Annotated in this window: 21 protein-coding genes and 1 tRNA gene; 10 read left to right on the top strand and 12 right to left on the bottom strand. The window is 61.9% G+C overall.

The genetic code is table 11. The annotated features are described in order from the left end of the window. Positions 1-319 precede the first annotated feature (319 nt). Positions 320-814 carry a hypothetical protein gene (locus tag BLS41_RS08675; protein WP_074763928.1) on the bottom strand — a complete coding sequence of 165 codons (495 nt, stop codon included), beginning with the start codon at positions 812-814 and terminating at the stop codon, positions 320-322. A gap of 427 nt (positions 815-1,241) precedes the next feature. On the opposite strand from BLS41_RS08675, the gene BLS41_RS08680 reads away from it, so the two are divergent. The 3 genes from BLS41_RS08680 (at position 1,242) to BLS41_RS08690 (ending at position 5,548) form a co-directional block, all read left to right on the top strand. Further along, positions 1,242-2,852 (top strand): sensor histidine kinase, encoded by a 1,611-nt coding sequence (locus tag BLS41_RS08680; protein ID WP_074763929.1) that lies wholly within the window; start codon positions 1,242-1,244, stop codon positions 2,850-2,852. Between the two features lie 89 nt (positions 2,853-2,941). Continuing rightward, complete coding sequence (locus BLS41_RS08685) at positions 2,942-3,463, top strand: response regulator (protein WP_074763930.1); 522 nt, start codon at positions 2,942-2,944, stop codon at positions 3,461-3,463. A gap of 111 nt (positions 3,464-3,574) precedes the next feature. After that, on the top strand, positions 3,575-5,548 hold the full coding sequence (locus BLS41_RS08690) for a hybrid sensor histidine kinase/response regulator (RefSeq protein WP_074763931.1): 1,974 nt from the start codon (positions 3,575-3,577) through the stop codon (positions 5,546-5,548). A 120-nt stretch (positions 5,549-5,668) separates the two neighbouring features. Here BLS41_RS08690 and mscL read toward each other — a convergent pair whose 3' ends face one another. From mscL to mfd, 4 genes are all read right to left on the bottom strand, one after another. Further along, a complete protein-coding gene (gene mscL / locus BLS41_RS08695) occupies positions 5,669-6,115 on the bottom strand; it encodes a large conductance mechanosensitive channel protein MscL (RefSeq protein ID WP_074763932.1) in 447 nt (148 codons plus the stop codon). Positions 6,116-6,204: 89 nt separating this feature from the next. Beyond that, positions 6,205-7,239, bottom strand: coding sequence for a threonine/serine dehydratase family protein (locus BLS41_RS08700; protein ID WP_074763933.1), 1,035 nt, complete (start codon positions 7,237-7,239; stop codon positions 6,205-6,207). 54 nt (positions 7,240-7,293) lie between these two features. Further along, positions 7,294-8,529, bottom strand: coding sequence for an acetylornithine deacetylase (gene argE / locus BLS41_RS08705; protein ID WP_074763934.1), 1,236 nt, complete (start codon positions 8,527-8,529; stop codon positions 7,294-7,296). A 169-nt stretch (positions 8,530-8,698) separates the two neighbouring features. Beyond that, the gene (mfd, locus tag BLS41_RS08710; protein ID WP_074763935.1) at positions 8,699-12,181 is read right to left on the bottom strand and encodes a transcription-repair coupling factor; all 3,483 of its coding nucleotides are present in this window, start codon (positions 12,179-12,181) and stop codon (positions 8,699-8,701) included. Positions 12,182-12,376: 195 nt separating this feature from the next. On the opposite strand from mfd, the gene ispD reads away from it, so the two are divergent. Both ispD and ispF read left to right on the top strand, forming a co-directional pair. Beyond that, positions 12,377-13,090 (top strand): 2-C-methyl-D-erythritol 4-phosphate cytidylyltransferase, encoded by a 714-nt coding sequence (ispD, locus tag BLS41_RS08715; RefSeq protein WP_074763936.1) that lies wholly within the window; start codon positions 12,377-12,379, stop codon positions 13,088-13,090. 42 nt (positions 13,091-13,132) lie between these two features. Continuing rightward, a complete protein-coding gene (ispF, locus tag BLS41_RS08720) occupies positions 13,133-13,612 on the top strand; it encodes a 2-C-methyl-D-erythritol 2,4-cyclodiphosphate synthase (protein ID WP_074763937.1) in 480 nt (159 codons plus the stop codon). A gap of 50 nt (positions 13,613-13,662) precedes the next feature. On the opposite strand, the gene BLS41_RS08725 is transcribed toward ispF, so the two are convergent. From BLS41_RS08725 to ompR, 4 genes are all read right to left on the bottom strand, one after another. After that, a complete protein-coding gene (locus BLS41_RS08725) occupies positions 13,663-14,187 on the bottom strand; it encodes a carboxymuconolactone decarboxylase family protein (RefSeq protein WP_074763938.1) in 525 nt (174 codons plus the stop codon). An 83-nt stretch (positions 14,188-14,270) separates the two neighbouring features. After that, the gene (locus BLS41_RS08730; RefSeq protein ID WP_074763939.1) at positions 14,271-14,819 is read right to left on the bottom strand and encodes a peroxiredoxin; all 549 of its coding nucleotides are present in this window, start codon (positions 14,817-14,819) and stop codon (positions 14,271-14,273) included. A gap of 196 nt (positions 14,820-15,015) precedes the next feature. Next, the gene (locus BLS41_RS08735) at positions 15,016-16,365 is read right to left on the bottom strand and encodes an ATP-binding protein (RefSeq protein WP_074763940.1); all 1,350 of its coding nucleotides are present in this window, start codon (positions 16,363-16,365) and stop codon (positions 15,016-15,018) included. Between the two features lie 196 nt (positions 16,366-16,561). Then, entirely contained in the window at positions 16,562-17,296 is a 735-nt protein-coding gene (gene ompR / locus BLS41_RS08740) for an osmolarity response regulator transcription factor OmpR (protein ID WP_006048917.1), read from the bottom strand. Between the two features lie 229 nt (positions 17,297-17,525). Between ompR and BLS41_RS39535 the strand changes: the two genes are divergently transcribed. From BLS41_RS39535 to BLS41_RS08755, 3 genes are all read left to right on the top strand, one after another. Further along, positions 17,526-17,855, top strand: a complete 330-nt coding sequence (locus BLS41_RS39535; RefSeq protein ID WP_074763941.1) for a hypothetical protein — start codon at positions 17,526-17,528, stop codon at positions 17,853-17,855. Positions 17,856-18,030: 175 nt separating this feature from the next. Then, complete coding sequence (locus BLS41_RS08750) at positions 18,031-19,689, top strand: DUF1800 domain-containing protein (RefSeq protein ID WP_253189638.1); 1,659 nt, start codon at positions 18,031-18,033, stop codon at positions 19,687-19,689. Positions 19,690-19,721: 32 nt separating this feature from the next. After that, entirely contained in the window at positions 19,722-20,939 is a 1,218-nt protein-coding gene (locus tag BLS41_RS08755; protein ID WP_074763942.1) for a DUF1501 domain-containing protein, read from the top strand. A gap of 91 nt (positions 20,940-21,030) precedes the next feature. On the opposite strand, the gene BLS41_RS08760 is transcribed toward BLS41_RS08755, so the two are convergent. Next, positions 21,031-21,855 (bottom strand): squalene/phytoene synthase family protein, encoded by an 825-nt coding sequence (locus BLS41_RS08760; protein WP_074763943.1) that lies wholly within the window; start codon positions 21,853-21,855, stop codon positions 21,031-21,033. Positions 21,856-22,076: 221 nt separating this feature from the next. Here BLS41_RS08760 and BLS41_RS08765 point away from each other — a divergent pair. Then, a tRNA-Leu gene (locus BLS41_RS08765) sits at positions 22,077-22,163 on the top strand. 104 nt (positions 22,164-22,267) lie between these two features. On the opposite strand, the gene BLS41_RS08770 is transcribed toward BLS41_RS08765, so the two are convergent. Next, on the bottom strand, positions 22,268-22,567 hold the full coding sequence (locus tag BLS41_RS08770) for a hypothetical protein (protein WP_074763944.1): 300 nt from the start codon (positions 22,565-22,567) through the stop codon (positions 22,268-22,270). 133 nt (positions 22,568-22,700) lie between these two features. After that, positions 22,701-22,841, bottom strand: coding sequence for a hypothetical protein (locus BLS41_RS38955; RefSeq protein ID WP_171910211.1), 141 nt, complete (start codon positions 22,839-22,841; stop codon positions 22,701-22,703). Between the two features lie 122 nt (positions 22,842-22,963). On the opposite strand from BLS41_RS38955, the gene BLS41_RS08775 reads away from it, so the two are divergent. Continuing rightward, the gene (locus BLS41_RS08775; RefSeq protein WP_074763945.1) at positions 22,964-24,442 is read left to right on the top strand and encodes a DUF3999 domain-containing protein; all 1,479 of its coding nucleotides are present in this window, start codon (positions 22,964-22,966) and stop codon (positions 24,440-24,442) included. The last annotated feature ends 51 nt before the right edge of the window (positions 24,443-24,493 follow it).

The raw sequence follows: 24,493 nt of genomic DNA on the forward strand, positions 1-24,493 counted from the left end.
CGACGTTACCTGCAGACTGGCTGAGCTGGAGTCTGGGCGGCGGCCTTTCATTCGTCTTTCTATGGCTGATCAGCGTACCCTCGGTGCGCGGTCATAGTGAAGACGCGATAACGGAATGAGTGGGCGAGGGACGGCCGTCATCACCTGCGCGCGCGCGATCAAACCGGGTCGCGATCGAAGCGTGACCCGACTGAGCGCACTCGGCGCATCAAGGCAACAGGGAAAGAGAAGAGGGACTCTGGCAACGCCGCCGTCAAGAAAGTGGCGCTACCAGCGACTCAAAAGAGAACAACCTGAGAAGAAACCGGCGCGACTGCGCTTACCTCAACGACCTTGGAGCGGTATCGCCGGCCGCATCCTGCCGACGCACCCCGCGACGCGAACCGCCCACACGGGTCGCACCGAATTCCGCGAGAATCTTGCTGCGCGCGCGACTGGCGAAAACGAGAAAGCCGAAACCGTCTGCCTCATACCAGTAACCGCCGTTCTCGAGACCATCGAGCGGCTGCTCCAACGCATTCGTAATGGATTCGATGCAGCGCCGGCGCAATTCCGCCGGTGCCGGATACGGAGGTTGCGCGCCCCGCACGCTGCATAAGAGCACGTCGAGCCCAGGCAACACATGCGCGTAAAGGACCGGCTCGTCTTGCGCACGGGCGCGCGCAATTTTGGTGTCGAGCTGACCGAAGGGCTTGAAATGCCGCAGTACCGCGAGGAACGACTCATCGCCGTCCACCTTCGCGCGTCTACGCTTTTTCGGGAAGGACATAAAAATTCGCCTGAAAAAGAATTGCAAAAAACGCTGCGTCCTCATGCGACAACTCCCGGCTTCGCGCGCCGCACGTCGATCTTTTATAGCATACGACAAGGCCGGATTCACGATGATTCGACGACTGCGCCGCCTCACCGCTTCCCGCACGAATCATGCCGAACCGCCTCGCCGCGCGCTTTCGCATCCCAGCACATCTGTCTCCATCATAGACGCACGAGCCGCCGAAAAAACACCTCGTACCAATAAAAAAGTCATTTTTGTGTGGGCCAGCGCATCTTGCCGCTACATTGAAATATCTCGAATTCACGTCGATAATGGCCCGTCCGGCTGCACTGCACCGTGCGTTCCGGCTGGTATGCCGGTCGCGTGAACAAGACGATGCGTCACACGTATCTGCGTGGTTCGGGATTCGCTTTGGTCACGACCGGACCGATCCCTGAGCGACTGCTTTGCGACCCTTCGGGCGAACATGAAACTATTCACCAGGGGGCTGCTGCTGATTGCCGTGCCGAGCGCGGTCGAGCTGGCGCTCCTTGGCGTCGTCTTCGACACCCAGGAGCAGACGGCGCAGGCCGCGCAGTGGGTCACCAACAGCAAGCAGATCCTCTATCAGTCGTCGGCGATCATCGACCCGCTGCTGCGTCAGGCAGCACGGGTCCGTACCGCCATGGTCACCGGCGACGTCTCGCTGATCGACCGCCATACGGTGTGGGTCGACGTCGGCGACCGTCTGTCGAAGCTCGACGCCCTGGTTGCGGGAACGCCTCAACAGGTCGCGCGCGTGCACAACATGCAGCGCGCCATCGACGAATATCGCGAGCAAACCGCCGAAATCTCCCGGGCCTTGCACGACGGACACAGCACGAAGCCATTCATCGCACGGGAAACGGGCGCGTTGCCGCAGCAGGTCGCGCTGTTTCGCGACGAACTTGCCGGATTCGGCCAGGAGGCGTCGCGGCTCGACGCCGAGCGCTCGGCTGCGCTTGCCAGGCGGCGGGACCGGCAGCAATACGCATTGATTGCGGCGGTGATAGGCTCGATGCTGATCTGGGCCGGCACGGCGGTGGTGTTCGCGCGAAGCATCGGCCGGCGGCTGGAAGTGCTGACCGGAAACGCCGAGCGCCTGGGCAGCGGGCGCCCGCTCGCGGCACCCCTGTCGGGCAGCGACGAAATCGCCGCGCTCGACGCAGTGCTGCATCAAACCGGCACGCGGCTGCGCGCAGCGGACAGCGAGCAGGCCAGCCTGAAAACGCGGCTCGAAGCGCGCGCGCGGGAACTGGCGGCCCTCAACGAAGAGTTGCGGCAGGAAACACAAGACAACGAAATGTTCATCTACAGCGTGTCGCACGATTTGCGCTCGCCGCTGGTGAATCTGCAAGGATTCTCCAAAGAATTGCAGGTGTCCTGCGACGAACTGGGTGGCATCGTCGCGCAGGCGGGATTGCCGGAGGCGGAGCATCGTCGTATGGCGCATATTCTCGACGGTGATGTGCGCGAATCGCTGTACTACCTGCGCACCGCGGTAACGCGGGCGGCGGCGATCATCGAGGCGCTGTTGCGGATTTCGCGCGCGGGGCGGCTCGAATATCAGTGGCAGCGGGTGAGCGTAGGGCGGGTGGTGAGCCGCGTGGTCGACGCGTTGCAGGGCCCGATCGCTCAGCGCTCGGCAACGGTGACCGTGCGCGAGTTGCCGCCGGCATGGGGCGATCCGGCTGCGGTCGAGCAGATTTTCAGCAATCTGATTGGCAACGCGCTGAATTTTCTGGATCCTGCGCGTCATGGTCGGATCGAAGTCGGTGCGTTGGAGGCCGAAGCGGTCGACGAAACCGAGCCGCGCGCGGTGCGCATGCGTACGTATTACGTTCGCGATAACGGCCTGGGCATTCCAGCCGCTTATCTGTCGAAGGTGTTCCGCGCGTTTCAACGCCTGCATGGCGAGGTCGCGAGCGGCGACGGTATCGGCCTCGCGGTGGTGCGGCGTACCGTCGAGCGGCATGGCGGGCGTGTGTGGGTCGAGTCGGCCGTCGGCGCCGGGTCGACCTTTTTCGTGGTGCTGCCCGAGCAGCCGTTGCGCGGTTGAGGCGCAGCTGAGCGGCACGGCCTTCGTCAGGGCCAGCAACAAAAATGACAGGTAACTTGCATAGACGAATCTGTTAGCACGGAGAGCATATGAGTCACGGGGATACGGTCAGCATCGTACTGATCGAAGATGACGACGGACATGCCACGCTTGTCGAGCGCAATTTGCGCCGTGCGGGCATTTCGAATCGCTTCGTGCGCCTTCACGACGGGCAGCAGGCGCTCGATTATTTCTTCGGTCCAGCTCCGGCGGACACCGCCGGCACGCTGGCCCCAACGGCGACTGCGACCTCCAGTCAGGCGTCGAATCCGTATCCGCCGCTCGAAGATCTGAGCCATTTCGTCGTGCTGCTCGATCTGAAGATGCCGCGCGTGGACGGCTTCGAAGTGCTGCGTCGTCTGAAAGAATCCCCGAAAACGTCCGCCGTGCCCGTGATCGTGCTGACCACCACCGACGACCCGCGCGAAATCGCCCGTTGCTATGAACTCGGCTGCAACGTCTACATCTGCAAGCCGGTCGAATACGATGCATTCATCGAGGCGGTGCGCCGGCTCGGCTTTTTCCTGCAGGTCGTCAAGCTGCCGCCCGGCCACCGGCTCGCCGCGCCGTGAGCGTTTTTCGGACGACGCCGTAAAAGCCGCCCGAAAGCCGCGCGTGACAAGATAGGCAAGACCGGCCACATCGACCGCATCGACCACCTGACCTAGCCAGAGAAACTCCGCATGACCGAAGAAGTGTCCACGCAGCCCGCCGCGTATGTGCTAGTCGTCGATGACGACGAAGGCATCCTCCGGCTCGCGCGCAAGTCGCTCGAACGCGCCGGTTGCCGGGTGGCGATCTGCGCCGGCGTCGACGCGGCGCGCGAACGCCTCGCCGGCGGCGGCCCCGACCTGCTGGTCCTCGACTATCAACTGAGCGGACCGGAAACCGGACTCGACTTTTTCCGCCGTCTGCGTGCTGAAGGCGTGCGGATTCCGGCGATCCTCGTGACGGGTTTTACCGACGAGTCGCGCGTGATCGAAGCGCTGCGTGCGGGCGTGTCCGACGTCGTGCCGAAATCGGGTGACTATCTCGACTATCTTCCGGAAGCCGTGGAACGCGTGTTGTCGCAGGTGCGCCTGCAACGGGCGTCGGACGAAGCGCTGTTGCTGCGCGATCGCGAACAGCATTACCGGACCCTGTCGGAAGCCTTGCCTCACCTCGTGATGACCTGCAACGCGGCGGGCGATTGCGATTTTCTGTCGAAACAGTGGTACGACTACACGGGTCTCGCCGAAGACAGTTCGTATGGCCTCGCGTGGCTCGATGCGGTTCACGCGGACGATCGCGAGCAGATCCGCCGCAGCTGGCTAAAAGCGGTGGCGAGCCAGGCGGGCGACTATCGGCATGAGTTGCGGATTCGGCGGCACGACGGCGAATATCGCTGGTTCGACGCGCGCGTGGTGGCGATGCGCGATGCCGAGCGCAACGTCAACAAGTGGTTCGGCAGTTTCACGGATATTCATTCGCAGCGCGAGGCGAGCGAGGAGCGCGAACGGCTGCTCGCGTCAGAGCAGGCCGCGCGTCAAACGGCCGAAGAGGCGAATCGCGCAAAAGACCGCTTTCTGGCGATGCTGTCGCACGAATTGCGCACGCCGCTCACGCCGGTGCTGGCCGGGGCGAGTGTGCTGGAGATGATCCCCGATTTGCCGGACCAGGCGCGCAGCAGTGTGCGCATGATTCGGCGCAATGTCGAACTCGAAGCACGGCTGATCGACGATCTGCTCGATCTGACGCGGGTGGCGAACGGCAAGCTGCGCCTGTCGCTTGAAACCGTCGACGTGCATGACGTGATGGACAGCGTGCTCGAACTTTTCCGCAGCGAGATTCAGGTCAAGCAGCAGGACGTGCACGTGCAAAAGCACGCTGCGCATCACTATGTGCTGGCCGATCGCGCCCGCCTGCAACAGATGCTGTGGAACCTGATCCGCAACGCCGCCAAGTTCACGCCCGACGGCGGCCATATTTACGTACGTACACGCGATGAGCGAATGCACGTGCAGATATCGGTCGAAGATACGGGTATCGGCATCGAGCCGGAACAGATCGGCAAGCTGTTCAACGCTTTCGAGCAGGGCAACCAGAACATGACGCGGCAATTCGGCGGCCTCGGCCTGGGGCTGGCGATTACCAAGGCGCTCACCGATGTTCACGGCGGCACCGTCATTGCACAAAGCCCTGGCGCGCACTGCGGCGCGACTTTCACGATTACGCTGCCCACCGCCGCCGCCCCCGATATCGTGCAGCCAGTGGTCGCGCCGGCCCAGGTGCATCCGGAGGGATTGCTGACTATTCTGCTGATCGAAGATCACGAAGATACCGCCGAGGTGATGGCGCAACTGATACGCAGCCTCAGTCACGACGTGACGGTGGTGGGGCGCGTCGACGATGCGCTGGCCGCCACGCAATTGCAAAATTTCGATCTGATTGTCAGCGATGTCGGATTGCCGGACGGCACCGGCCTCGATTTCATCAAGGCATTCCGCGAGCACTCGGATGCGCCGGCAGTTGCGTTAACCGGTTTCGGTACCGATGAAGATGTGCGTCGTTGTCTGAGTGCCGGCTTTACATCGCATTTAACGAAGCCAGTCAATTTCGGCCAGCTTGAAACGATGATTGAAGGCGCGGTGAATCTGAAAGCGCAGAAAGAAGCCTGACGTGTCGGGTTATCTGCGCGATGGGGGCAATAAAAAGCGACTCGACAAATTGAAAGGCCTGTTGCGACAGATATCGCAACAGGCCTTTTTTATTGGTTTCGGCTCAATAATCGCGCGTGCTTAACGCGGCGAGTTCTTCAGCGAATCGCGGATTTCACGCAACAGCAAAACGTCTTCCGGCGTGGGTGCCGGTTCTGCCGGCGCGGCCGGAGCCGGCTTGCGCAGATTGTTGATGAACTTGACCATCAGGAAAATGATGAACGCGAGAATGATGAAGTTGATCAGCACCGTAATGAACGAGCCGTAACCGAATACCGCGACCCCCGCCGTTTGCAGATCTTTATATGACTCCGGGTTGCCTTTGTAGGACGCCGGAAGATCGCCGAGCCGAACGAACTTGTTGGAGAAGTCGAGGCCGCCGAGTGCGAGCCCGACAACCGGCATGATCAGGTCTTTCACAACTGAATTGACGATGGTGGAAAATGCGCCGCCGATGATCACACCAACCGCGAGGTCCATCACGTTGCCCTTGAGGGCGAATTCCTTGAATTCCTTGATCATGCTCATAGAGATTCCTCCCAAGTATCGATAAGCGAATGATACCAACCTGAGAAGGATAGGCTAGTGCTTTGCCACAATATGCAAGGATTGTTTGCTTACTGCGGAAACTGTGACTCGCCGTGCCGCGCGCGCTCTATATGCTCAGCAAAACTGACCGGATCGGTATTCGTGCCGCACAGCAGTACACCCACGCGTTTGCCTTGCAACTGATCGCGCAGCGGACCGAGCAAAGCGGCAGTAGCAGCAGCGCAAGCGGGCTCCACCGCCAGCTTCAGTTGTCCGAATAAGATCAGCATGGCGGCGCGAAGCTGGTCGTCCGAAACCGTCACCAACTGGTCGATATGACGGCGGCACAACTCGTAGCTGTATTCCTCCGTATGCGGCGACATTAGCGAGTCGGCAATGCTGTGCATGTGGCCCATCTTGACCGTGTGATTGGCCGCAAAACTCTTGCCCATTACATCAGCGCCTTCGGGTTCGACGCCATAAACATGCACTTGCGGATTCGCGAGACGCATGGCCGTCGCCACGCCGGCAGCGAGTCCGCCACCGCCCACCGGCACGATCACCGCTTCGAGATCGGGCGATTGCGTGGCCCATTCATAGCCAAGTGTGGCCGATCCCAGCACCGTGCGATAGCCGTTAAACGGATGCACGAAGTAGCGGCCTTCCTCAGCCTCGACATGGCGCACCAGTTCAAACGCTTCAGCTATATCTTCTGCGTAGACGATGTCGGCGCGATACTGCCGGCACAGCGCAACGCGTGCCGGATTCGCTGAACGGAACAGCACGACCTTCGCGCTGATGCCCAGACGCATGGCCGCATACGCGACGGCCACGGCATGATTGCCGCCCGACACGCAGGTCACGCCCGCGCTACGCTGCGATTCGTCGAGGGCAAGCAGGTTCGTGAACGCGCCACGCGCCTTGAAACTGCCGCCCGCCTGCAACAGTTCGAACTTGAAATTCACCACTGTGCCTTCCAGCGATGAAAAATCGAGCCGGTCGAACACCGGCGTTCGCATGACCCACGGCGCCAGTGCAAAGTGCTGCGCGGCGATGTCGTCCAGTGTGGGGATCGGCTCGCCGTCGATCGTGTGGTCCGTATGTTGCGGCGTGGCGGTTGACATGGCGTGGGCGTGGGATTGTCGGTAATCGTAAGACCCGTTTCGCGGCGCTCAGTTTCAGCGCGCGTGAGCCGGGTGCGCGTCCACCGACATGCTGTGAATGAATTTCTGCAGGAAGCGTTCGCACGCGACCAACTGATCCAGCGCGACGAATTCATTCGCTTTGTGCGCCTGCTGAATATCGCCAGGACCGCACACGATGCTCGGAATACCCGCCAGCGAAAAGAGCCCCGCTTCGGTGCCGTACGCAACCTTGCGTTTGTCCTGATCGGCGGTCAGCGCGCGCACCAGCTGCGTGATCGCGGCTTGTTCAGACGAATCGAGGCCGGGCGCCGCTGCAATCTTCGTAATCTCGATCGCTGCCGACGGATGTTCGCGCAACATCTTCGGCAACAGCGTCTCGCGCGCGTACTGATCGATGCGCGCGAAAATCGGCTCGGGATCGAGCGTGGGCAGATTGCGGAATTCGAACTGGAATTTGCACTCGGCCGGCACGGTATTGATCGCATTGCCGCCGATGATCGTGCTGGTCTGCGCGGTCGTGAAGGGCACGTCGTACAGTTCGTCGAACGGACCCTGCTCGCGGAACTGGTCGGCCATGTCGCGGATATAGCAGATCAGCCGTGCTGCGTATTCGATTGCGTTCAAGCCCTTGGGCGTCAGCGACGAATGCGCGGCCTGGCCGCGCACGCAGCACTGATACGCATTGATGCCCTTGTGAGCCACGATGGGGCGCATGCTGGTCGGCTCACCGACAATGCAGCCGTCCGGCTTCACGCCGCGCTTCATCAGATCGGCGATCAGCAGCGGCGCGCCTGCACAGCCGACTTCTTCGTCGAACGACAACGCGAAATGGATCGGCTTCGCCAGTTTCGTGCGCTGCATGTCCGGCACCAGCGCGAGCGCCGCACCGATAAAACCCTTCATGTCGCAGGTGCCGCGGCCATAGAGTTTGCCGTCGCGAATCTCGGGCTTGAACGGGTCGCTGTCCCATTGCTGGCCGTCAACCGGCACCACGTCCGTATGACCCGACAGCACCACGCCGCCGTTCGTTTCGCCGTCGTGCGCGGGGAGGGTGGCGAACAGGTTCGCCCATTTGCCGCTTGGGTCGTGTGTCAACGTGGCTGCGACACCGACTGCGCGCAGTTCGTCACGCACGGTTTCGATCAGGCCGAGATTCGGATTGCGGCTGACTGTGTCCATCGACACGAGACGGGTGACCCACGGCAGCGAGGCAGGCGATGCAGCAGATGAGGAAGAGGTGGACTGCGCTGATTCAGCGACGTGAGACATGACAGGACTCCAGCATTTGAGTCTTTCGATCATACCCAAAAAAAACACGCCCGTAAGCGGCGGCGGCCATGGCGCAGCGCAGCATGAAACGAAAAAACGCTATACGTCCCCGGGTTTCTTCTCCGGCATCGCTAATGCAGCGTTAGCAATGCCGGAGCAGGCAGGGTGCTTATCGTGCCGCGGCGGCAGGCGCCGTGCCGCGACTCGGCGATCCCAGTGCGCGCAAGGTTTCCTTGACCGTGGCGACACGCACCGCAAGATCCGGGCTGCGTGTTTCGATCCGCAGCTTGTCCTGGCCCGCGAGTTTGATGTGCTTATGCTTTTGCACCATCTCGATGATCCGCATCGCGTCGATCGGCGGATTGGGGATGAACTGCAAGCCGATCACCGTCTCACCCGCGTCGATCTTCGAAATGCCCAGCGGCTTCGCGGCGAGCCGCAAACGATGCGTTTCCACCAGCGCATGCGCCTGCGGCGGCAACTTGCCGAAGCGGTCGATCAGCTCTTCCTGAATGCCGTCGATCGAATCGTTGTGCTCGCAGTTGGCGAGGCGCTTGTACAGCGACAGACGCTCCTGCACGTCGCCGCAATAGTCGGCGGGCAGAATCGCGGGCGCGTGCAGATTGATCTCGGTCGTCGCGGCGAGCGGCGCGGTGAGGTCCGGCTCCTTGCCTTCCTTCAGCGCCTTCACGGCGTCGTTCAGCATGTCGGTATAAAGCTGGAAACCGATCTCGTGAATTTCGCCCGACTGCTTGTCGCCGAGCACTTCGCCCGTGCCGCGAATTTCGAGGTCGTGCATCGCCAGATAGAAGCCGGAGCCGAGTTCCTCCATCTGCTGGATTGCTTCGAGACGGCGTTGCGCCTGCTTGGTCAGCCCTTGCGGATCGTGCACCAGCAAATACGAATACGCCTGGTGATGCGAGCGGCCGACACGTCCGCGCAACTGGTGCAATTGGGCGAGACCGAATTTGTCCGCGCGATGAATCAGGATCGTGTTGGCGCTCGGCACGTCGATACCGGTTTCGATAATCGTCGTACACAGCAACACGTTGGCGCGTTGAGCGACGAAATCGCGCATCACGCGTTCGAGTTCGCGTTCGTGCATCTGGCCGTGTGCGACCGCGATACGTGCCTCAGGCACGAGCGCTTCGAGCATCTGCCGGCGATTTTCGATCGTCTCGACTTCGTTGTGCAGGAAGTACACCTGGCCGCCGCGCTTCAGTTCGCGCAGCATCGCTTCGCGAATCACGCTGTCTTCTTCGCGACGCACGAAGGTCTTGATCGCTAGCCGCTTTTGCGGCGCGGTGGCGATTACCGAGAAATCGCGCAGACCTTCGAGCGCCATGCCGAGCGTACGCGGGATCGGCGTCGCGGTCAGCGTGAGCACGTCGACCTCGGCGCGCAAGGCCTTCAGCGCCTCTTTCTGACGCACGCCGAAACGATGTTCCTCGTCGATGATCACAAGCCCCAGCCGCTTGAACTGCACGTCGGACGACAGCAGCTTGTGCGTGCCGATCACGATATCGACGGTGCCTTCGTTGATCTGCCCGATGGCCGCGTTGACTTCCTTGGTCGACTTGAAGCGCGACAGTTCGGCGATCCGCACCGGCCAGTCGGAGAAGCGGTCGGTGAAGGTTTGCGTGTGCTGTTCGGCGAGCAGCGTGGTGGGCGAGAGCAGTGCAACCTGCTTGCCGCCCATCACCGCAATGAATGCCGCGCGCAACGCCACCTCGGTCTTGCCGAAGCCGACGTCGCCGCACACGAGACGGTCCATCGGCTTGCCGCTCGTCATGTCGCCGATCACGGCCGCGATGGCGGCGGCCTGGTCGGGCGTTTCCTCGAAGCCGAAGCTCTCGGCGAACTTCACGTAGTCCTTTGGTTCGAGCGGGAACGCGTGGCCGGAACGCGCGGCACGGCGCGCGTACAGGTTCAGCAACTCGGCGGCCGTGTCGCGAATCTGCTGCGCGGCCTTGCGTTTGGCCTTTTCCCACTGGCCCGATCCGAGCGAGTGCAAAGGCGCGCTTTCCGGATCGGCGCCGCTGTAGCGCGAGATCACGTGAAGTTGCGCGACCGGCACGTAGAGCTTGCTGTCGCCGGAGTATTCGAGGTGCAGGAACTCGGTTTCGCCTTCGCCGAGGTCCATCGTGACGAGGCCCATGTAGCGGCCAATGCCGTGCTGCGAATGCACGACCGGATCGCCGACTTTCAGCTCGGACAGATCGCGCACCATCGAATCGACGTTGCTCGCCTGTTCCTGGCGGCGACGCCCCGCGCGTCGCGCGAGCGGCCCGTAAAGCTCGGTCTCGGTGATGATCGCGATGCCGTCGACCGGCACCGCGAAGCCGTTCGCGAGCGGCGCGACGCCTAATGAGAAGCGCGAGTCGCCTGTGAGCCAGTCCTGGAAGCTGTCGCTCGATGCCGGTTTCAGATGGTTGTCGGCGAGCAGTTGCAACAGCGTTTCGCGCCGTCCGGCCGACTCCGCGGCGAACAGCACGCGGTTTGGCGTACTGGCGAGAAACGCGCGCAACGCGAGCACGGGGTCGTCGGCATGACGGTCGATGGCGAGATTCGGCAGAGGCGTCGACCAGCCGCCGCCTGCGTTCGCGGGCAACGCGAGCCGCGCGAACGGCTTGGCGAACGTAAAGAAATCCGTGTCCGACAGAAACAGCCGCGCCGGTTCCAGAATCGGCCGGTCGCGATCATGCGACAGGAAGTTGTAGCGCTGCTTCGTGTCGTTGGTGAAGCGGCGGATCGCAGCGTCCAGATCGCCGACGAACGCGAGTTGCGCGCCTTCCGGCAGGTAGTGGAACAGCGTTGCCGTCTCTTCGAAAAACAGCGGCAAATAATATTCGATGCCCGCCGACGGCACACCGTTGCCGATGTCCTTATAGATCGCCGCGCGGCTCGGATCGCCCTCGAAGGTCTCGCGCCAGCGGCTACGGAAAGCGGTGCGCGCGGCTTCATCGAACGGGAATTCGCGGCCGGGCAGCAGGCGCACGTCTTTCACGGGATAGAGGCTGCGCTGCGTGTCGGGATCGAATGCGCGGATCGAGTCGACCTGGTCGTCGAACAGGTCGATCCGGTAAGGCAGCGGCGAGCCCATCGGGAACAGGTCGAGCAGCGAGCCGCGTACACAATATTCACCAGGCCGCACGACCTGGCTGACGTGTTCATAGCCGGCGAGCGTGAGCTGGGCCTTGAACTTCGCCTCGTCGAGCCGTTCGCCCTGCGCGAATGAAAACGTGTAGGCCGCCAGAAACGACGCGGGCGGCATCCTGTAGAGCGCCGTGGTGGCGGGCACCAGCAGGATGTCGCAACGGCCTTCGCCCAAGTCGTGCAGCGTGGCGAGGCGCTCCGAGACCAGATCCTGGTGCGGCGAAAAGGTATCGTAAGGGAGCGTTTCCCAGTCGGGCAGCAGGCGCACCCGCGCGTCGGGCGCGAAGAAGCCGATTTCCTGCGACAGACGCTGCGCATCGACCGCGCTTTCGCAGACGACCGCCAGCAGCGGCACCTTGTCGCGGTAGGCGAGGTGATAGCGGGCGATCAGCAGCGCGTCGGACGAACCATGCGTGCCGTCGAAAGCAAAGCGCTGGCCGGCCTTGACGAGCGCGACGGGCGGAGAGAACTGCGAAGATGCGGCGATGTCTGGCATAGATGAGAAAAGGCGGCCTCTGGCTCACGCGTGATCGGCAAGCCGCATTGGCGAGCGAATCGACAGGCAAATTGGCAAGCGGCTGAGCAAGCGAATGGACAAGCGAATTGGGGAAGTTTAAGCGTCTCGGGCCGTGAATGCGAAAGACCTATTATAAAATCCGTCCTTTACTTTGACTTCGCGGCATCCGCACTCGTGACTTCCCGTCTTTTTGCCCTGATTCCGTGCGCTGGCACCGGCAGCCGTTCCGGCGCCGCGATGCCCAAACAATATCGCACTGTCGCCGGCCGCGACATGTTGCATTACTCGCTCGCCGCGTTCGACGCGTGCAGCGAATTTGCGCAAACGCTGGTCGTGATCGCGCCCGACGACACTCACTTCGATGCCCGCCGCTTTGGTGGCTTGCGCTTTGCGGTCAGCCGCTCCGGCGGCGCGTCGCGGCAGGCGTCGGTGCTCAACGGACTGCATGCGCTCGCCGGCTTCGGCGCGCACGACGACGACTGGGTGCTGGTGCACGACGCCGCGCGTCCCGGCATCACGCCCGCGCTGATCCGCACGCTGACCGGCGCGCTGAAAGACGATCCGGTGGGCGGCATCATGGCGTTGCCGGTCGCCGACACGCTGAAGCGGATCGACGCGACGTCGCACGACGGCCGCATCGCCCGTACCGAAGCACGCGACGGCTTGTGGCAGGCGCAGACGCCGCAGATGTTCCGCATCGGCATGTTGCGTGAAGCGATTCTGCGCGCCCAGGCCGACGGTCACGATCTGACCGACGAGGCGAGCGCAATCGAATGGCTGGGCCACGCGCCTAAGCTCGTGCAGGGCGCATTGCGCAACTTCAAGGTGACGTATCCGGAAGACTTCGATCTGGCCGAGGCGATTCTGTCGCGGCCATCGGCTGCGTGACGCATTTCAATTTTAGCTAGCGGACTTAAGGACTTGACGCATATGGATTTCAGAATTGGGCAAGGGTATGACGTGCATGCGTTGGTGCCGGGACGTCCGTTGATTATCGGCGGGGTGACGATTCCTTATGAGCGCGGCCTGCTCGGCCATTCGGATGCCGACGTGCTGCTGCACGCGATCACCGACGCGCTGTTCGGCGCGGCCGCGATGGGCGACATCGGCCGTCATTTCTCGGACACCGACGCAAAATTCGCGGGCGCCGACAGCCGCGTGCTGCTGCGCGAATGCGTCGCACGCGTGACGGCGGCGGGCTTCTCGATTGCCAACGTGGACAGCAGCGTGGTCGCGCAGGCGCCGAAGCTCGCGCCGCATATCGAAGGCATGCGCGCGAATATCGCTGCGGATCTTGGGCTGCCGGTCGATCGGGTGAATGTGAAAGCCAAGACGAACGAGAAGCTCGGCTATCTGGGCAGAGGCGAGGGGATCGAAGCGCAGGCTGCGGTGTTGCTCGTTAAGAATTGATCTTCGGGCTTTGTTTCCTTCGGGCACCCGAAGGAAACAAAACCGATGAGTTATTTTCCTTCTGCAGCAATGCATTGCGCGGTCGCGTTGATCACCGCTGCAATGCGTCCGACGTCACGCAACTGCGTCGAACTCATGCCTTCGGCAACCAGCGTAGCGAAGTGCGATTTCACGCAGAAATGGCACTTGCCGATAATCGACGCCGCCAGCGCGTACATCTCGAAGCGCCGCTTGTCCACGCCGCCGTGCGACGCGTAAGCATTCATCCGTAGCTGCGCCGGTTGGGATTTCAGATCGGCATTGCCCGTCATTTCGACGTACGGATACCAGACGTTGTTCATCCCCATCAATGCCGCCGCCGTCAGCGCGCCATTGGTTTCTTCCGGCGACAATACGCCCGCGTTGCGAATCGCGTCGACGATAACCGTGCTCTTCGCGGCGAACGCGGCCGCCAGCGCCACGCCCACCGAGTCGTTTCCTTCGAGCGATGAGCGCGCAATCGTCCCGTCCAGGTTCAACCGGATGTCCTTCGCATAGTCCGGCACGAGCGCCTTAATCGAAGCCAGGAATTCCATTAGCATCTCCTATCGGATGGTCGACAAAAAAGCCCGCGGCTTTTGCAAGCGAGGCGGGCTTTCGGGCGTCTGAGCGCACGGCGTTACAGCGTTGCGCCGCCGACTGCGCGGTTGCAAGGACAGAGTTCGTCCGTTTGCAGGCCGTCCAGAATACGCAGGACTTCCTCGGGATTGCGGCCCACGTTCAGGTTATTCACCGACACGTGCTGGATCGTATTGTCAGGGTCGACGATGAAAGTGGCGCGCAGCGCGACGCCGGCTTCCTTGTCGCGCACGCCCAGCTGGTCGATCAGCTCGCCTTTCACGTCGCCGAACGAGTAGTGGTTCAGCTTGTCGAGATCCTTGTGTTCGCGGCGCCAGGCCAGCTTCACGAATTCATTGTCGACGCTGCCGCCCAGCAGGATCGCATCGCGTTCTTCGAAGTCTTTAGCAAGCTTGCCGAATTCGACGATTTCCGTCGGGCACACGAAGGTGAAATCCTTCGGGTAGAAGTAGATGATCTTCCACTTGCCAGGGAACGACTGCTCGGTGATTTCTTCGAACGCCGACGAGCCGTTTTCTTCATGATTGTTGAAGCCCGGCTTGGCAGCGGTAACGGTGAACGCTTCGACTTTATCGCCAACGGTTTTCATGCGAATGCTCCTTCGTGTGTTGGAAAAAACAGCATGTTGAGGCTACCTGCCCGTGATAACGAGCGCGTTACACCGAACCACTATAGTTCTATTGGACTATCCGACCAATAGTTTTTTTCTAACAACCCGGATAGTTATTATTCAACGCGAAGCGGCTGATTTGGAACGCGAACGGGCATAGGGATGCCCGTCCCGGTCACGTGCCCTTGGCGAGTGGAAACTCGATGGTGACTTCGAGTCCCGGTCCTGGCGTGCGATTGCGCAGGCGCAATGCACCGCGATAGCGACCTACCAGCCTCTGTACAATCGCCATGCCAAGGCCCGTGCCGTTGGCTTGCGTACGCGCCGAATTCACACGATAGAACGGCCGTGTGACAAGCGCTAGCTGGTCTTCTGGAATGCCAGGACCCTCATCGACCACCGACAGTTCGACACGGGAATGCGACACGCGCGTTTCCAGAATCACATGCGGAATGCCGTCGCCATCGCTCAGCCCATATTTGCGCGCATTTTCCAGCAGATTGCCGACCACGCGGCGCATGTCGGTTTCATCTGCCTCGATGACCGCCGACGGCGCGAGCCGGGTAATCAGCCGCATGCTGTCCTCGCTTTGCATACGCGCGGCCAGTTCGCCCGCGATCACCGACAGATCGACCGGCTCCGGCACACGCTGCACCGGGCGAGCGTAGTCGAGGAAGCGGCCGATGATCATATCCATCTGCTCGATGTCGTCGACCATCGCGTCTTTGGTGCTCTGATCGGACGGACTCATTTCGGTTTCGAGCCGCAGACGCGCGAGCGGAGTGCGCAGATCGTGCGAAATACCTGCGAGCATCAGAGCGCGGTCGGCCTCGAGTTGTTCGAGGTCCTGCACCATCTGGTTGAAGCTTCGGTTGGTCTCAGCGGCCACGCCCATGCCCCGTTCGGGCAGCAGTTCCGGCGATTGACCCGAGCCGACCTTGCGTGCGGCCATCGCTAGCCGCGCAAACGGACGGTTCACGAGACTCGTGATAAACGCCGCCCCGAATAGCGACAGCGCCAAAGCGAACACGCCCCAGCCGGCCCATTGCAGACCGGTCGCGTTGTCGAGCTGATCGCGATCGAGCGCGACCCAGTAATCGTCGTCGTCGATCTTGAAGCTGATCCAGACACCGTTGATGTCGTTCACGCTCTGCGCGATGACGGTGTCGTCGCCGAGGCGCCCACGAATGTCGTGTTCGATCAGGCGATTCAGCGACTCGTCGGGCTGGAGCTTGTATTTGTCGTTAGCTTCACGCGGATACACCCGCACGCCTTCGTTACTCTCCAGATCCTGCAGCAGCGCGCGCCGCAGATCCGGGTCGGAATAAAGGAGCGCGGTGCGCGTAAGCTTGACGATGGCGACGAGCTGAAGCGCCACGCGCTGTGCGCGCGGCTCGCGTTCGATCACGCGAAAGCTCTGGAACCAGGCGGCGAGACTGACTGCGATCAGCAATGCGATCAACAGAAAGGTCCGCCAGAAAAGGCCGCCGAACGCGAGCGTCAGGAGGCGCCGGTCGATCCGCATGGGCCCTTCTTATTTGAGATCAAAGACAGCAACTATTTTGCACGAGGCCAGAGCGGGTGCCGAAGCGCTGGCTCTGGCCGACGCGATGCGTGATACCCGGGTAAGGGGAAAGCGCCAACTCGGGTCGACGCTTTGCATGGGACCCGAGTAAGCGCTAAAGCGCCAACTCGGGTCGACACATGAGGTGAGTGCAAACTCAGGCCGCACCGTCGGGGATGAAGACGTAGCCCAGACCCCACACGGTCTGAATGAAGCGCGGGCTGCCCGGGTCCGGTTCGATCAGCTTGCGCAGACGCGAGATCTGCACATCGAGACTGCGGTCGAACACTTCGTACTCACGGCCGCGCGCAAGCTCCATCAGCTTTTCGCGCGACAGCGGCTGACGCGGATGACGCGCGAAGACCTTGAGCACGGAAAACTCGCCCGTGGTCAGCGGAATTTCCTGGCCGGCCTTGGTGAGCGTGCGGGTAGCGAGATTGAGCGCGAATTCGCCGAACTCGAACACCTCGGTGGTTTCAGACGGTGCACCCGGCAATTCGGACGGCGACTGGCGGCGCAGCACCGCGTGAATTCGCGCGACCAGTTCGCGCGGATTGAATGGCTTGGGCAGATAGTCGTCGGCACCCATTTCGAGCCCGACAATACGATCGACATCTTCACCCTTGGCCGTCAGCATGATGATCGGCGTGCGGTCGTTGCTGCCGCGCAGACGGCGGCAGATCGACAGGCCGTCTTCGCCTGGCAGCATCAGATCGAGCACCAGCAGGTCGAAGCGCTCACGCACCCACAGCTTGTTCATGGACGGCGCGTTTTCGGCAACGTAGACATTGAAGCCCTGTTCGCCGAGGTAACGGCGCAGCAGATCGCGCAGGCGCGGATCGTCGTCGACGACGAGGATTTTCGAAGGGTTTTTGGTTTCCATGGTCGGCATCTTAGCGCGATTAGAAAGTGGTGCGCGGTCGCATCATTTCTGGGGTTACAGTCAGTTACAAAATTTACCCGGACTGTGGCACGACGTAAAGCAGGGGCAGGTAGACTCCTTTACTGAATGCGGCTGTTCGGTGGATACTTCACTCGACTAACACTCTCGCACCCGGCTCGTTACCGGGGTCTGTATACGCATTTGAGGTAGCCGGTTGCCGCGCCACGAAGGGAACAACATGAAGGGAGGGGTTTGGCCAAATGTGCGCCTGAGCGTCATTGCACTGGCAGTAGCCGGTACGCTCGCAGGCTCACTGGTACCCACGCTCGCCCATGCCCAGCCTTCCGCCGACAGAGCTGCGAGTGAGCGCGCGCCTAGATCAGGCAACCCGCGTTCAAGCCGCCACAATCTGAATAGCGACGAACGTCCTGCATCAGACGCAATGTTGCGCACGGCAGTTCCCCCCGATCTTGATCAACGTCGTCGTGATGGTCATATGACGCCCGACGAACGACGTCTATTGCGGCAGCATATCGAAGATGCTGTCCGTGAGCTCTACAAGCGGTAGCTATTTCCGTGCCTGACACCGGGCACATCACTCGCGCACCTTCTTCGCGTGAGACATCCTGTTTCAACTCCATAGTCAACTTTCCCGCGCAGCCTGCCGTTGAGGCGTTAGAGCAATACTTGTATTGCCGCGTCAACGCGTCTTTGCGTGGCGTCATGCTGCGAGGAGGTAGTCGATGAAACTGCGGGCGCACGGTAATCGCGGGCGATGGTTTGTAGTCTCTGCCATGGTGTCGAATGTCGCCTTGGGCGCAGCGTTGCCTCGCGATTCGTCGGTTTCAGCCGCGCAGCAAGGGGCAACTTCAACTGCGCATGTGAGGCATCGACCGGTAGCGAGGACGGCCGCCACGTCGTCAGCTACGGCCAGCGAGCAGACCATCCTCGATGCCGATGATGCGCGCTTTTTCCTCACGCGAATCGGCTTTGAGCCAGATCGCACCGAGGCTGCGCAATACGTCGGACTTACCCGGCAGCAGGCCGTCGACAAGGTGTTCGCGACAGCGCGAACCGAAGCCGTCACGCCATCTCCCGACTGGGTGTTCGAACCCATCCCGACACGAGAAGCGCGCCAGACGTGGACTGTCGATCAGCGTCGCGACGAGCAAAGTCTGCGTAGACAGCGTTACGAACTATTACGCGCGTGGTGGGTTCGCGAGATGTTGGCGACGCCTTCGCCGCTCACCGAGCGTATGACGCTGTTCTGGCATAACCACTTCACGTCCGCGCAGGACAAGGTTCCGTATCCGCAGCAGATGGCGCAGCAAAACATGCTGTTGCGCCGCGACGCGCTGGGAAATTTCGCAGACTTGCTGCACGAAGTCGCGAAAGATCCGGCAATGCTGCATTACCTCGACGGAGCAAGCAATCGCAAGGGCCGGCCCAACGAGAATTTCGCGCGCGAAGTGATGGAACTGTTCACGCTGGGCGAAGGCCCTTACACGCAGCGCGATGTGTCAGAGGCGGCGCGCGCTTATACGGGCTGGAGCCTCGATCCCGACACGCAGGCTTACGTGTGGCGCGCGAATCAGCACGACGACGGCGATAAAACCGTGCTCGGCCAAACCGGTCGGTTCGATGGCGATCAGGTGCTGGACATCCTGCTCGCACGTCCGGAAACGGCCACTTTCGTGACCACGAAGCTATGGCGCGAATTCGTCTCCGAAACGCCTGACCCCGCTCGCATCGCGCCGATCGCCGAGCAGTTTCGCGCCAGCCATTACGAGATCGCGGTCGCACTGCGCGGACTATTTCTGAGCGACGCATTCTGGGACGACAGCAATCGCGGCGTCCTCGTGAAATCGCCGGCGGAGTTCGTGGTCGGGACCTTGCGGGCGTTCGATGTTGGCTACGACAGTACCGGCGCCTTCGCCGCGCAGATGCGCGTGCTCGGCGAGAACCTGTTCGCTGCGCCGAACGTCAAAGGATGGCCGGGCGGCACGACCTGGATCAATAGCTCGACGCTGCTTGCACGCAAGCAATTCGTCGAGCAACTGTTTCGCGCGACCGAAGCCGCGCCGATGCGCACGGGGCAGCCGGGTCGCCCTGCGAACGCGACATTCGCGGCGAGCGGCGCAGCCGCCGCCATGCAGACGAGTCCGCCGATGCAACGCGTCATGGCAACAGCAAAAAGCGCGCGAGGTGGCGTACGCTTTGACGTCGACACATGGCTCGCGCCGTACAACACTGCGCCTGCTGCGAGGCCCGGGTTGTCGGCCGAGCTTCAGTTGCAGCATGCAGTCCTGCCGTTCACGCCGGTGGACGCAATCGAAACGGATTCGACCGCGAGCGCCTACCTGGAAGCATTGCTGATGGACCCGGCTTATCAGTTGAAATAATCCCGGTCGTTACAAGAAAAACGAGGTACAGGATGAATCGACGTAGCTTTCTTTCGACGAGCGCAGCTGCCGGCGCAACGCTATGGTTGCCCCGGGCGTTCGGCGCGCAGACGGCGTTGGCGGATGGGGCTTCGGCCAACGGCTACGACAACCTGCTGATCCTCGTCGAACTGAAAGGCGGCAACGACGGCTTGAACACTGTGATCCCGTTTGCCGATCCCGCGTATTACGAATTGCGCCGGAACATCGGCATCAAACGCGGGCAGGCGATTCAACTCGACGAGCGCACCGCGCTGCATCCGTCGCTGCTGCCGCTGATGCCGCTATGGCAAAGCGGGCAACTGGCGATCGTGCAGGGCGTCAGCTACGCGCAGCCGAACCTGTCGCACTTTCGTTCGATCGAGATATGGGACACCGCGTCGCGCTCCGACCAATATTTACGTGAGGGCTGGCTGACGCGAACGTTTGCGCAGGCGCCCGTGCCCACCGGTTTTGCCGCAGACGGCGTGGTGATCGGCAGCGCTGAAATGGGGCCGTTCGCGAATGGCGCGCGCGCGATCGCGCTGGTCAACCCAACCCAGTTCATCAAGTCGTCGAGACTTGCCACGCCCGTGTCTCTGCATGAACGCAACCCCGAGTTGGCCCATATTCTCGACGTCGAAAACGACATCGTGAAAGCGGCCGACCGGCTGCGTCCCACGCAAAATAATGTGCAGTTAAAAACCGTGTTTCCCGGTGGAGCGTTCGGCAATTCGATCAAAACGGCGATGCAGGTGCTGGCTGCCGGTGACACCCCGCAAGCGCAACCGCGAAGCGGGCAGGGCGTCGCCGTGATCCGTCTGACGCTGAATGGCTTCGACACGCATCAGAATCAGCCGGGGCAGCAGGCCGCGTTGCTCAAGCAGTTTGCGGACGGATTCGCGGCGATGAAGTCGGCGCTCGTCGAGCTTGGCCGCTGGAACGAGACGCTGGTGATGACATACGCAGAGTTCGGGCGACGTCCGCGTGAGAATCAGAGTCAAGGCACCGATCACGGTACCGTCGCGCCGCAATTCGTCATGGGCGGGCGCGTGCGAGGCGGTTTGCACGGCGTCGCGCCGGTACTCGCGCGGCTCGACGGGAACGGTAATTTGCCGGTCGGGGTGGATTTTCGGCAGCTCTATGCGACGGTGCTTGGGCCCTGGTGGGGGCTGGATGCGTCGGAGATTTTGCAGCAGAGGTTTGAGCCGTTGCCGTTGTTGCGGGTGTGACGAGGTGAGGGGCGGCACTGGTTGTCGTGTGCGAGTTGCAGCAAAACATTCTCGACGCGCAGCGGCCGTTATCCCACCGTTGCGAACGCGTCTATTTCGCCCGCCACGCAATCCATAGTTTGCGGATCGGCGTCAACGCAATCCGCTGATGCAAAACCTTATAGCCGTCGCGCTCGATTTCATCCAGCAGCGCCAACGCCAACGCGGCCAGCGCAAGCAGCGTCCGCTGCGAACGACGCTCGCCACGGGGTATTGCGTCAAGCGCCGTATGCAACGCCGTGCGCGCTCGAGTGGTCTCGAAGCGCATTAGCTCGGTGAACGCGTCGGAATATTTTCGGTTGATCAGATCGGCGGCAGTGACGTTATAGCGCTGCATTTCGTCGATCGGAATATAGATGCGCCCGTGCCGCGCATCATTTCCGGTTTCGGCGACGCATTGCGCAAGCAGCAGCGCATCGCCCAGCGGCGCGGCCCAGTCGGACGAATGCTCGGCGTCTTTCGCCGTGACGCGCGCGACCAGCGCCGCGAACGTGCCTCCAACGCTTGCCACATAGCGCTTCAGATTCGGATAGTCGAGGTAGCGCGCCTGGTCGAGGTCCATTTCGAAGCCGGAAAGCAACGCCTGCAACTCCGGATATTCCGCTTTCGCGTCGGGCAGATAGGCCTCCAGCGCCTTGGCAACCGGATGCGATGGCGAGCCCGAAGCCAGCGCGGCGATCTCGTTTTGCCACCACGCGAGCTTGGTGCGACCGATGGTCGGATCGCTGGTTTCCTTGACCGTTTCCTCGAACTCGCGGCGCAATGCGAACAGCGCGGTCAGAAGTGGCTGACTTTTCGCGGGCGCCTGCCGAAGCGCGTAGTAAGTGCTCGATCCTGGGGGCGCCGCTTTCTGCTGGCAATATTCGTCGAAATTCACTGGATTGGCGTCGTGGGGAAAGGCAGGCGAAGAAGGCTGACACGGAAGGCCGTGCGTCGAGCCAAAAATTGTAGCATCGGCGATGGATTGAAGGACGCCGCAGATGCAGACAAGTGCGAATCAATCGGTTAGAATCTCGCGCTTACGCTTTCGGACGCAGGTTTTTGACGCGGCTGGAAGCAGGCAGGACATCGGGTGAACGCACTTCGGCTCACCCGGCTGCGAGGGTGGCGAAATTGGTAGACGCACCAGGTTTAGGTCCTGACGCCCGCAAGGGTGTAGGGGTTCGAGTCCCCTCCCTCGCACCATTATTTAAAGCGAAAAACCCCGTTAAGTCTTTGGACTGACGGGGTTTTTTGTTTTCGTCTATTTTTGCTTCGTACGCCGGGCCCATGGTCGCCCGGGGCCTGGTTCATGCGGCCGGCGCGTCGGGCTGGGCCGCAGACGCAGAGGGCGAACCCGGCAGTTCCGCTTGGGCTGCCCCTTCGAGAAAACGGCGGGTCGACTCGAAGGCCTGGAGCATCGGCTCCGGCCACGGCGTTTGCAGCATGACCGCCTGGTGGTTTTCAAATGCCGACGACAAAAGCTTCACCAGTTCGGGCGAGCGGAGGTGGCGCAGCAGCACGCTAACGGCAATCGCCGTCGCCTGGCTTGCGCCGGCGGTCTGGAGTTCCGAAGCGGTGAGCGCTGCAACCTGTTTGTTGATGTCCACAGAAGCTTCCTTGAATGAAAAGTGGAGAGTGAAGGCTCGGTGGCCAATCCCGAATTTTGACATGGTTGGCAACGCATCGCGATACGAGGCACTTTGCCTTGTCCGGCAAACATGGCATTGCGGTTCAGGCGGGTCAGTCGCGCGGATTCAAAAACGCATGTGCGCAATACTCCGGAATCTCCCAGTTTCGGTATTCTGGATAACCTGCAGGGCATACGCTGGGCACGATGATCCGGACGTTCAGGGTGATCGGCAGCACGCGGCTCTTATCCATTTTTGTTCGACTTGTCATAACCGGCTGGTATGACACGGATCGCGCCTTTTTTCGGCGCGGGATGTTTCCGCTCACTGGCGGCATCTCGTGCCGCTCAACAATGTGGTTCTGGAAACCTGGCAATGAAGCATGTTTTGAAATTCACCGGCTGGTGTTTTGCCATTGCGTCCGTGGGGCTTGCTCTGCCCGCGGTCGCGGCCGACAGCTTTGCGCAGCGCGATTTCGCGAAGCATTTCACGCTTCAACTCGATGACGCCGCCGCGTCGTCCTACAGCATGACGTTGCCGGCGATCGTCTACGCCGCCAGCCAGCGCAGCGATCTCGGCGACATCCGCATATTCAATAGCACCGGCGATACAGTGCCGTACTCGCTCGACGCGCCGCGCGCGGTCGCACGCACCCCGTCCAGAACGCGTTCGGTAGGGTGGTTCCCGCTTGCGCCGGCCCCGGCCGGCAGCAGCGGCATGCCGGCCGGAGTGGCGATCGCGGCGGACGGATCGTTGCGGGCGACCGCCGCTCCGCCGCCCCGCGCTCAACACGAACTGGACCTGATCGACCTCGGACGCGTATCGCGGACAACCCAGGTCGACGCGTTGGTTGTCCATCTGCGCGACGACAACTTCCAGGGGCGCGTCACCGTCGAAGTCAGCGACGATCTGCGTCACTGGCAGCCTGCCGGCGATGCGCAATTGCTCAAGGTCAACTACAACGGCAGCACGCTGAGCCAGGACCGTATCGAACTGAGTGGAGCGCACGCGCGATATCTGCGTCTTCACTGGCTCGACGGCGCACCGTATGTCGATTCGATGGACATGGAAATCCAGCCTGTCGGCGCCGGGTCCGCCCAGACCGCTGGCACACAGCGGGAGTGGAAAGAAGGAATCGTCGCCCACACGAGCCTGAAGCCGGGCGAGTACTTCTTCGCGACGGGCGGCTCGTATCCCGTCGACCGCCTGCGGCTGACTTTGCCGCAGCCTAATACGGTGGTGTCCGCCATCATTTATTCGCGAACCGGGCTGGACAAGCCGTGGCGCGAGGTGTCCAGCGCGACGCTGTTCCGTCTGCACAATGGGACGGTCGAGCAAAGCAATGCGCCGCTCGAACTGAAGACCGACACCGACCGTCAATGGCGCGTGGTCGTCGATACCCGTAATGGCGGCCTTGGCAGTGGGGCGCTGACTGTCGCGGCGGGCTGGCGTCCGGCGACGCTGACTTTTGTCGCACAAGGGAGTCCGCCTTATACGTTGGCGGTGGGGCGCGTGGAGGCGCTGCCAGCGGTTGTCAGTCGCAGCACTTTGCCTGTGAGCGCGTCGTCGGTACCAGGCGTTGCGCGACTGAATGACGAAACGTCTGTGGCGCATCCGGCGAGCGCGCAGTTGATCGCTAGCGCTCCGGACGCGTCGCGTGGTTATTTATTGTGGGCGGCATTGCTGCTGGCCGTTGGTTCACTTGGGGCGATCGGATGGCGGATTGCGCGTGGAGCGCACATTCGGGCGGCCGACGCGCAGGGAGGTCTGGCCAACGGCGCAGGAACAATGAGCGCGACGGCCAGCGATAGCGCCGCGACCGCCGCCGATGAAGCCGGTGATGTGAAGGGCTGATTCGTGTTTGCGGAACGGGAGTGCCGCCGTATTAGGGGTTACCTGGCGGCG

Origin of the sequence: Paraburkholderia fungorum, from assembly GCF_900099835.1 — a bacterium.
GTDB lineage: Bacteria > Pseudomonadota > Gammaproteobacteria > Burkholderiales > Burkholderiaceae > Paraburkholderia > Paraburkholderia fungorum_A.

Excerpts from the sequence above, each read along its gene's own strand:
- BLS41_RS08750 (WP_253189638.1), top strand. The coding sequence starts at position 18,031 with ATGAAACTGCGGGCGCACGGTAATCGCGGGCGATGGTTTGTAGTCTCT.
- mscL (WP_074763932.1), bottom strand. The coding sequence starts at position 6,115 with ATGAGCATGATCAAGGAATTCAAGGAATTCGCCCTCAAGGGCAACGTG.
- BLS41_RS38955 (WP_171910211.1), bottom strand. The coding sequence starts at position 22,841 with ATGGATAAGAGCCGCGTGCTGCCGATCACCCTGAACGTCCGGATCATC.
- argE (WP_074763934.1), bottom strand. The coding sequence starts at position 8,529 with ATGTCTCACGTCGCTGAATCAGCGCAGTCCACCTCTTCCTCATCTGCT.
- BLS41_RS08725 (WP_074763938.1), bottom strand. The coding sequence starts at position 14,187 with ATGGAATTCCTGGCTTCGATTAAGGCGCTCGTGCCGGACTATGCGAAG.
- mfd (WP_074763935.1), bottom strand. The coding sequence starts at position 12,181 with ATGCCAGACATCGCCGCATCTTCGCAGTTCTCTCCGCCCGTCGCGCTC.
- ompR (WP_006048917.1), bottom strand. The coding sequence starts at position 17,296 with ATGCCGACCATGGAAACCAAAAACCCTTCGAAAATCCTCGTCGTCGAC.
- BLS41_RS08690 (WP_074763931.1), top strand. The coding sequence starts at position 3,575 with ATGACCGAAGAAGTGTCCACGCAGCCCGCCGCGTATGTGCTAGTCGTC.
- BLS41_RS08675 (WP_074763928.1), bottom strand. The coding sequence starts at position 814 with ATGAGGACGCAGCGTTTTTTGCAATTCTTTTTCAGGCGAATTTTTATG.
- BLS41_RS08755 (WP_074763942.1), top strand. The coding sequence starts at position 19,722 with ATGAATCGACGTAGCTTTCTTTCGACGAGCGCAGCTGCCGGCGCAACG.
- BLS41_RS08685 (WP_074763930.1), top strand. The coding sequence starts at position 2,942 with ATGAGTCACGGGGATACGGTCAGCATCGTACTGATCGAAGATGACGAC.
- BLS41_RS08700 (WP_074763933.1), bottom strand. The coding sequence starts at position 7,239 with ATGTCAACCGCCACGCCGCAACATACGGACCACACGATCGACGGCGAG.
- ispF (WP_074763937.1), top strand. The coding sequence starts at position 13,133 with ATGGATTTCAGAATTGGGCAAGGGTATGACGTGCATGCGTTGGTGCCG.
- BLS41_RS08730 (WP_074763939.1), bottom strand. The coding sequence starts at position 14,819 with ATGAAAACCGTTGGCGATAAAGTCGAAGCGTTCACCGTTACCGCTGCC.
- BLS41_RS39535 (WP_074763941.1), top strand. The coding sequence starts at position 17,526 with ATGAAGGGAGGGGTTTGGCCAAATGTGCGCCTGAGCGTCATTGCACTG.
- BLS41_RS08680 (WP_074763929.1), top strand. The coding sequence starts at position 1,242 with ATGAAACTATTCACCAGGGGGCTGCTGCTGATTGCCGTGCCGAGCGCG.
- BLS41_RS08735 (WP_074763940.1), bottom strand. The coding sequence starts at position 16,365 with ATGCGGATCGACCGGCGCCTCCTGACGCTCGCGTTCGGCGGCCTTTTC.
- BLS41_RS08775 (WP_074763945.1), top strand. The coding sequence starts at position 22,964 with ATGAAGCATGTTTTGAAATTCACCGGCTGGTGTTTTGCCATTGCGTCC.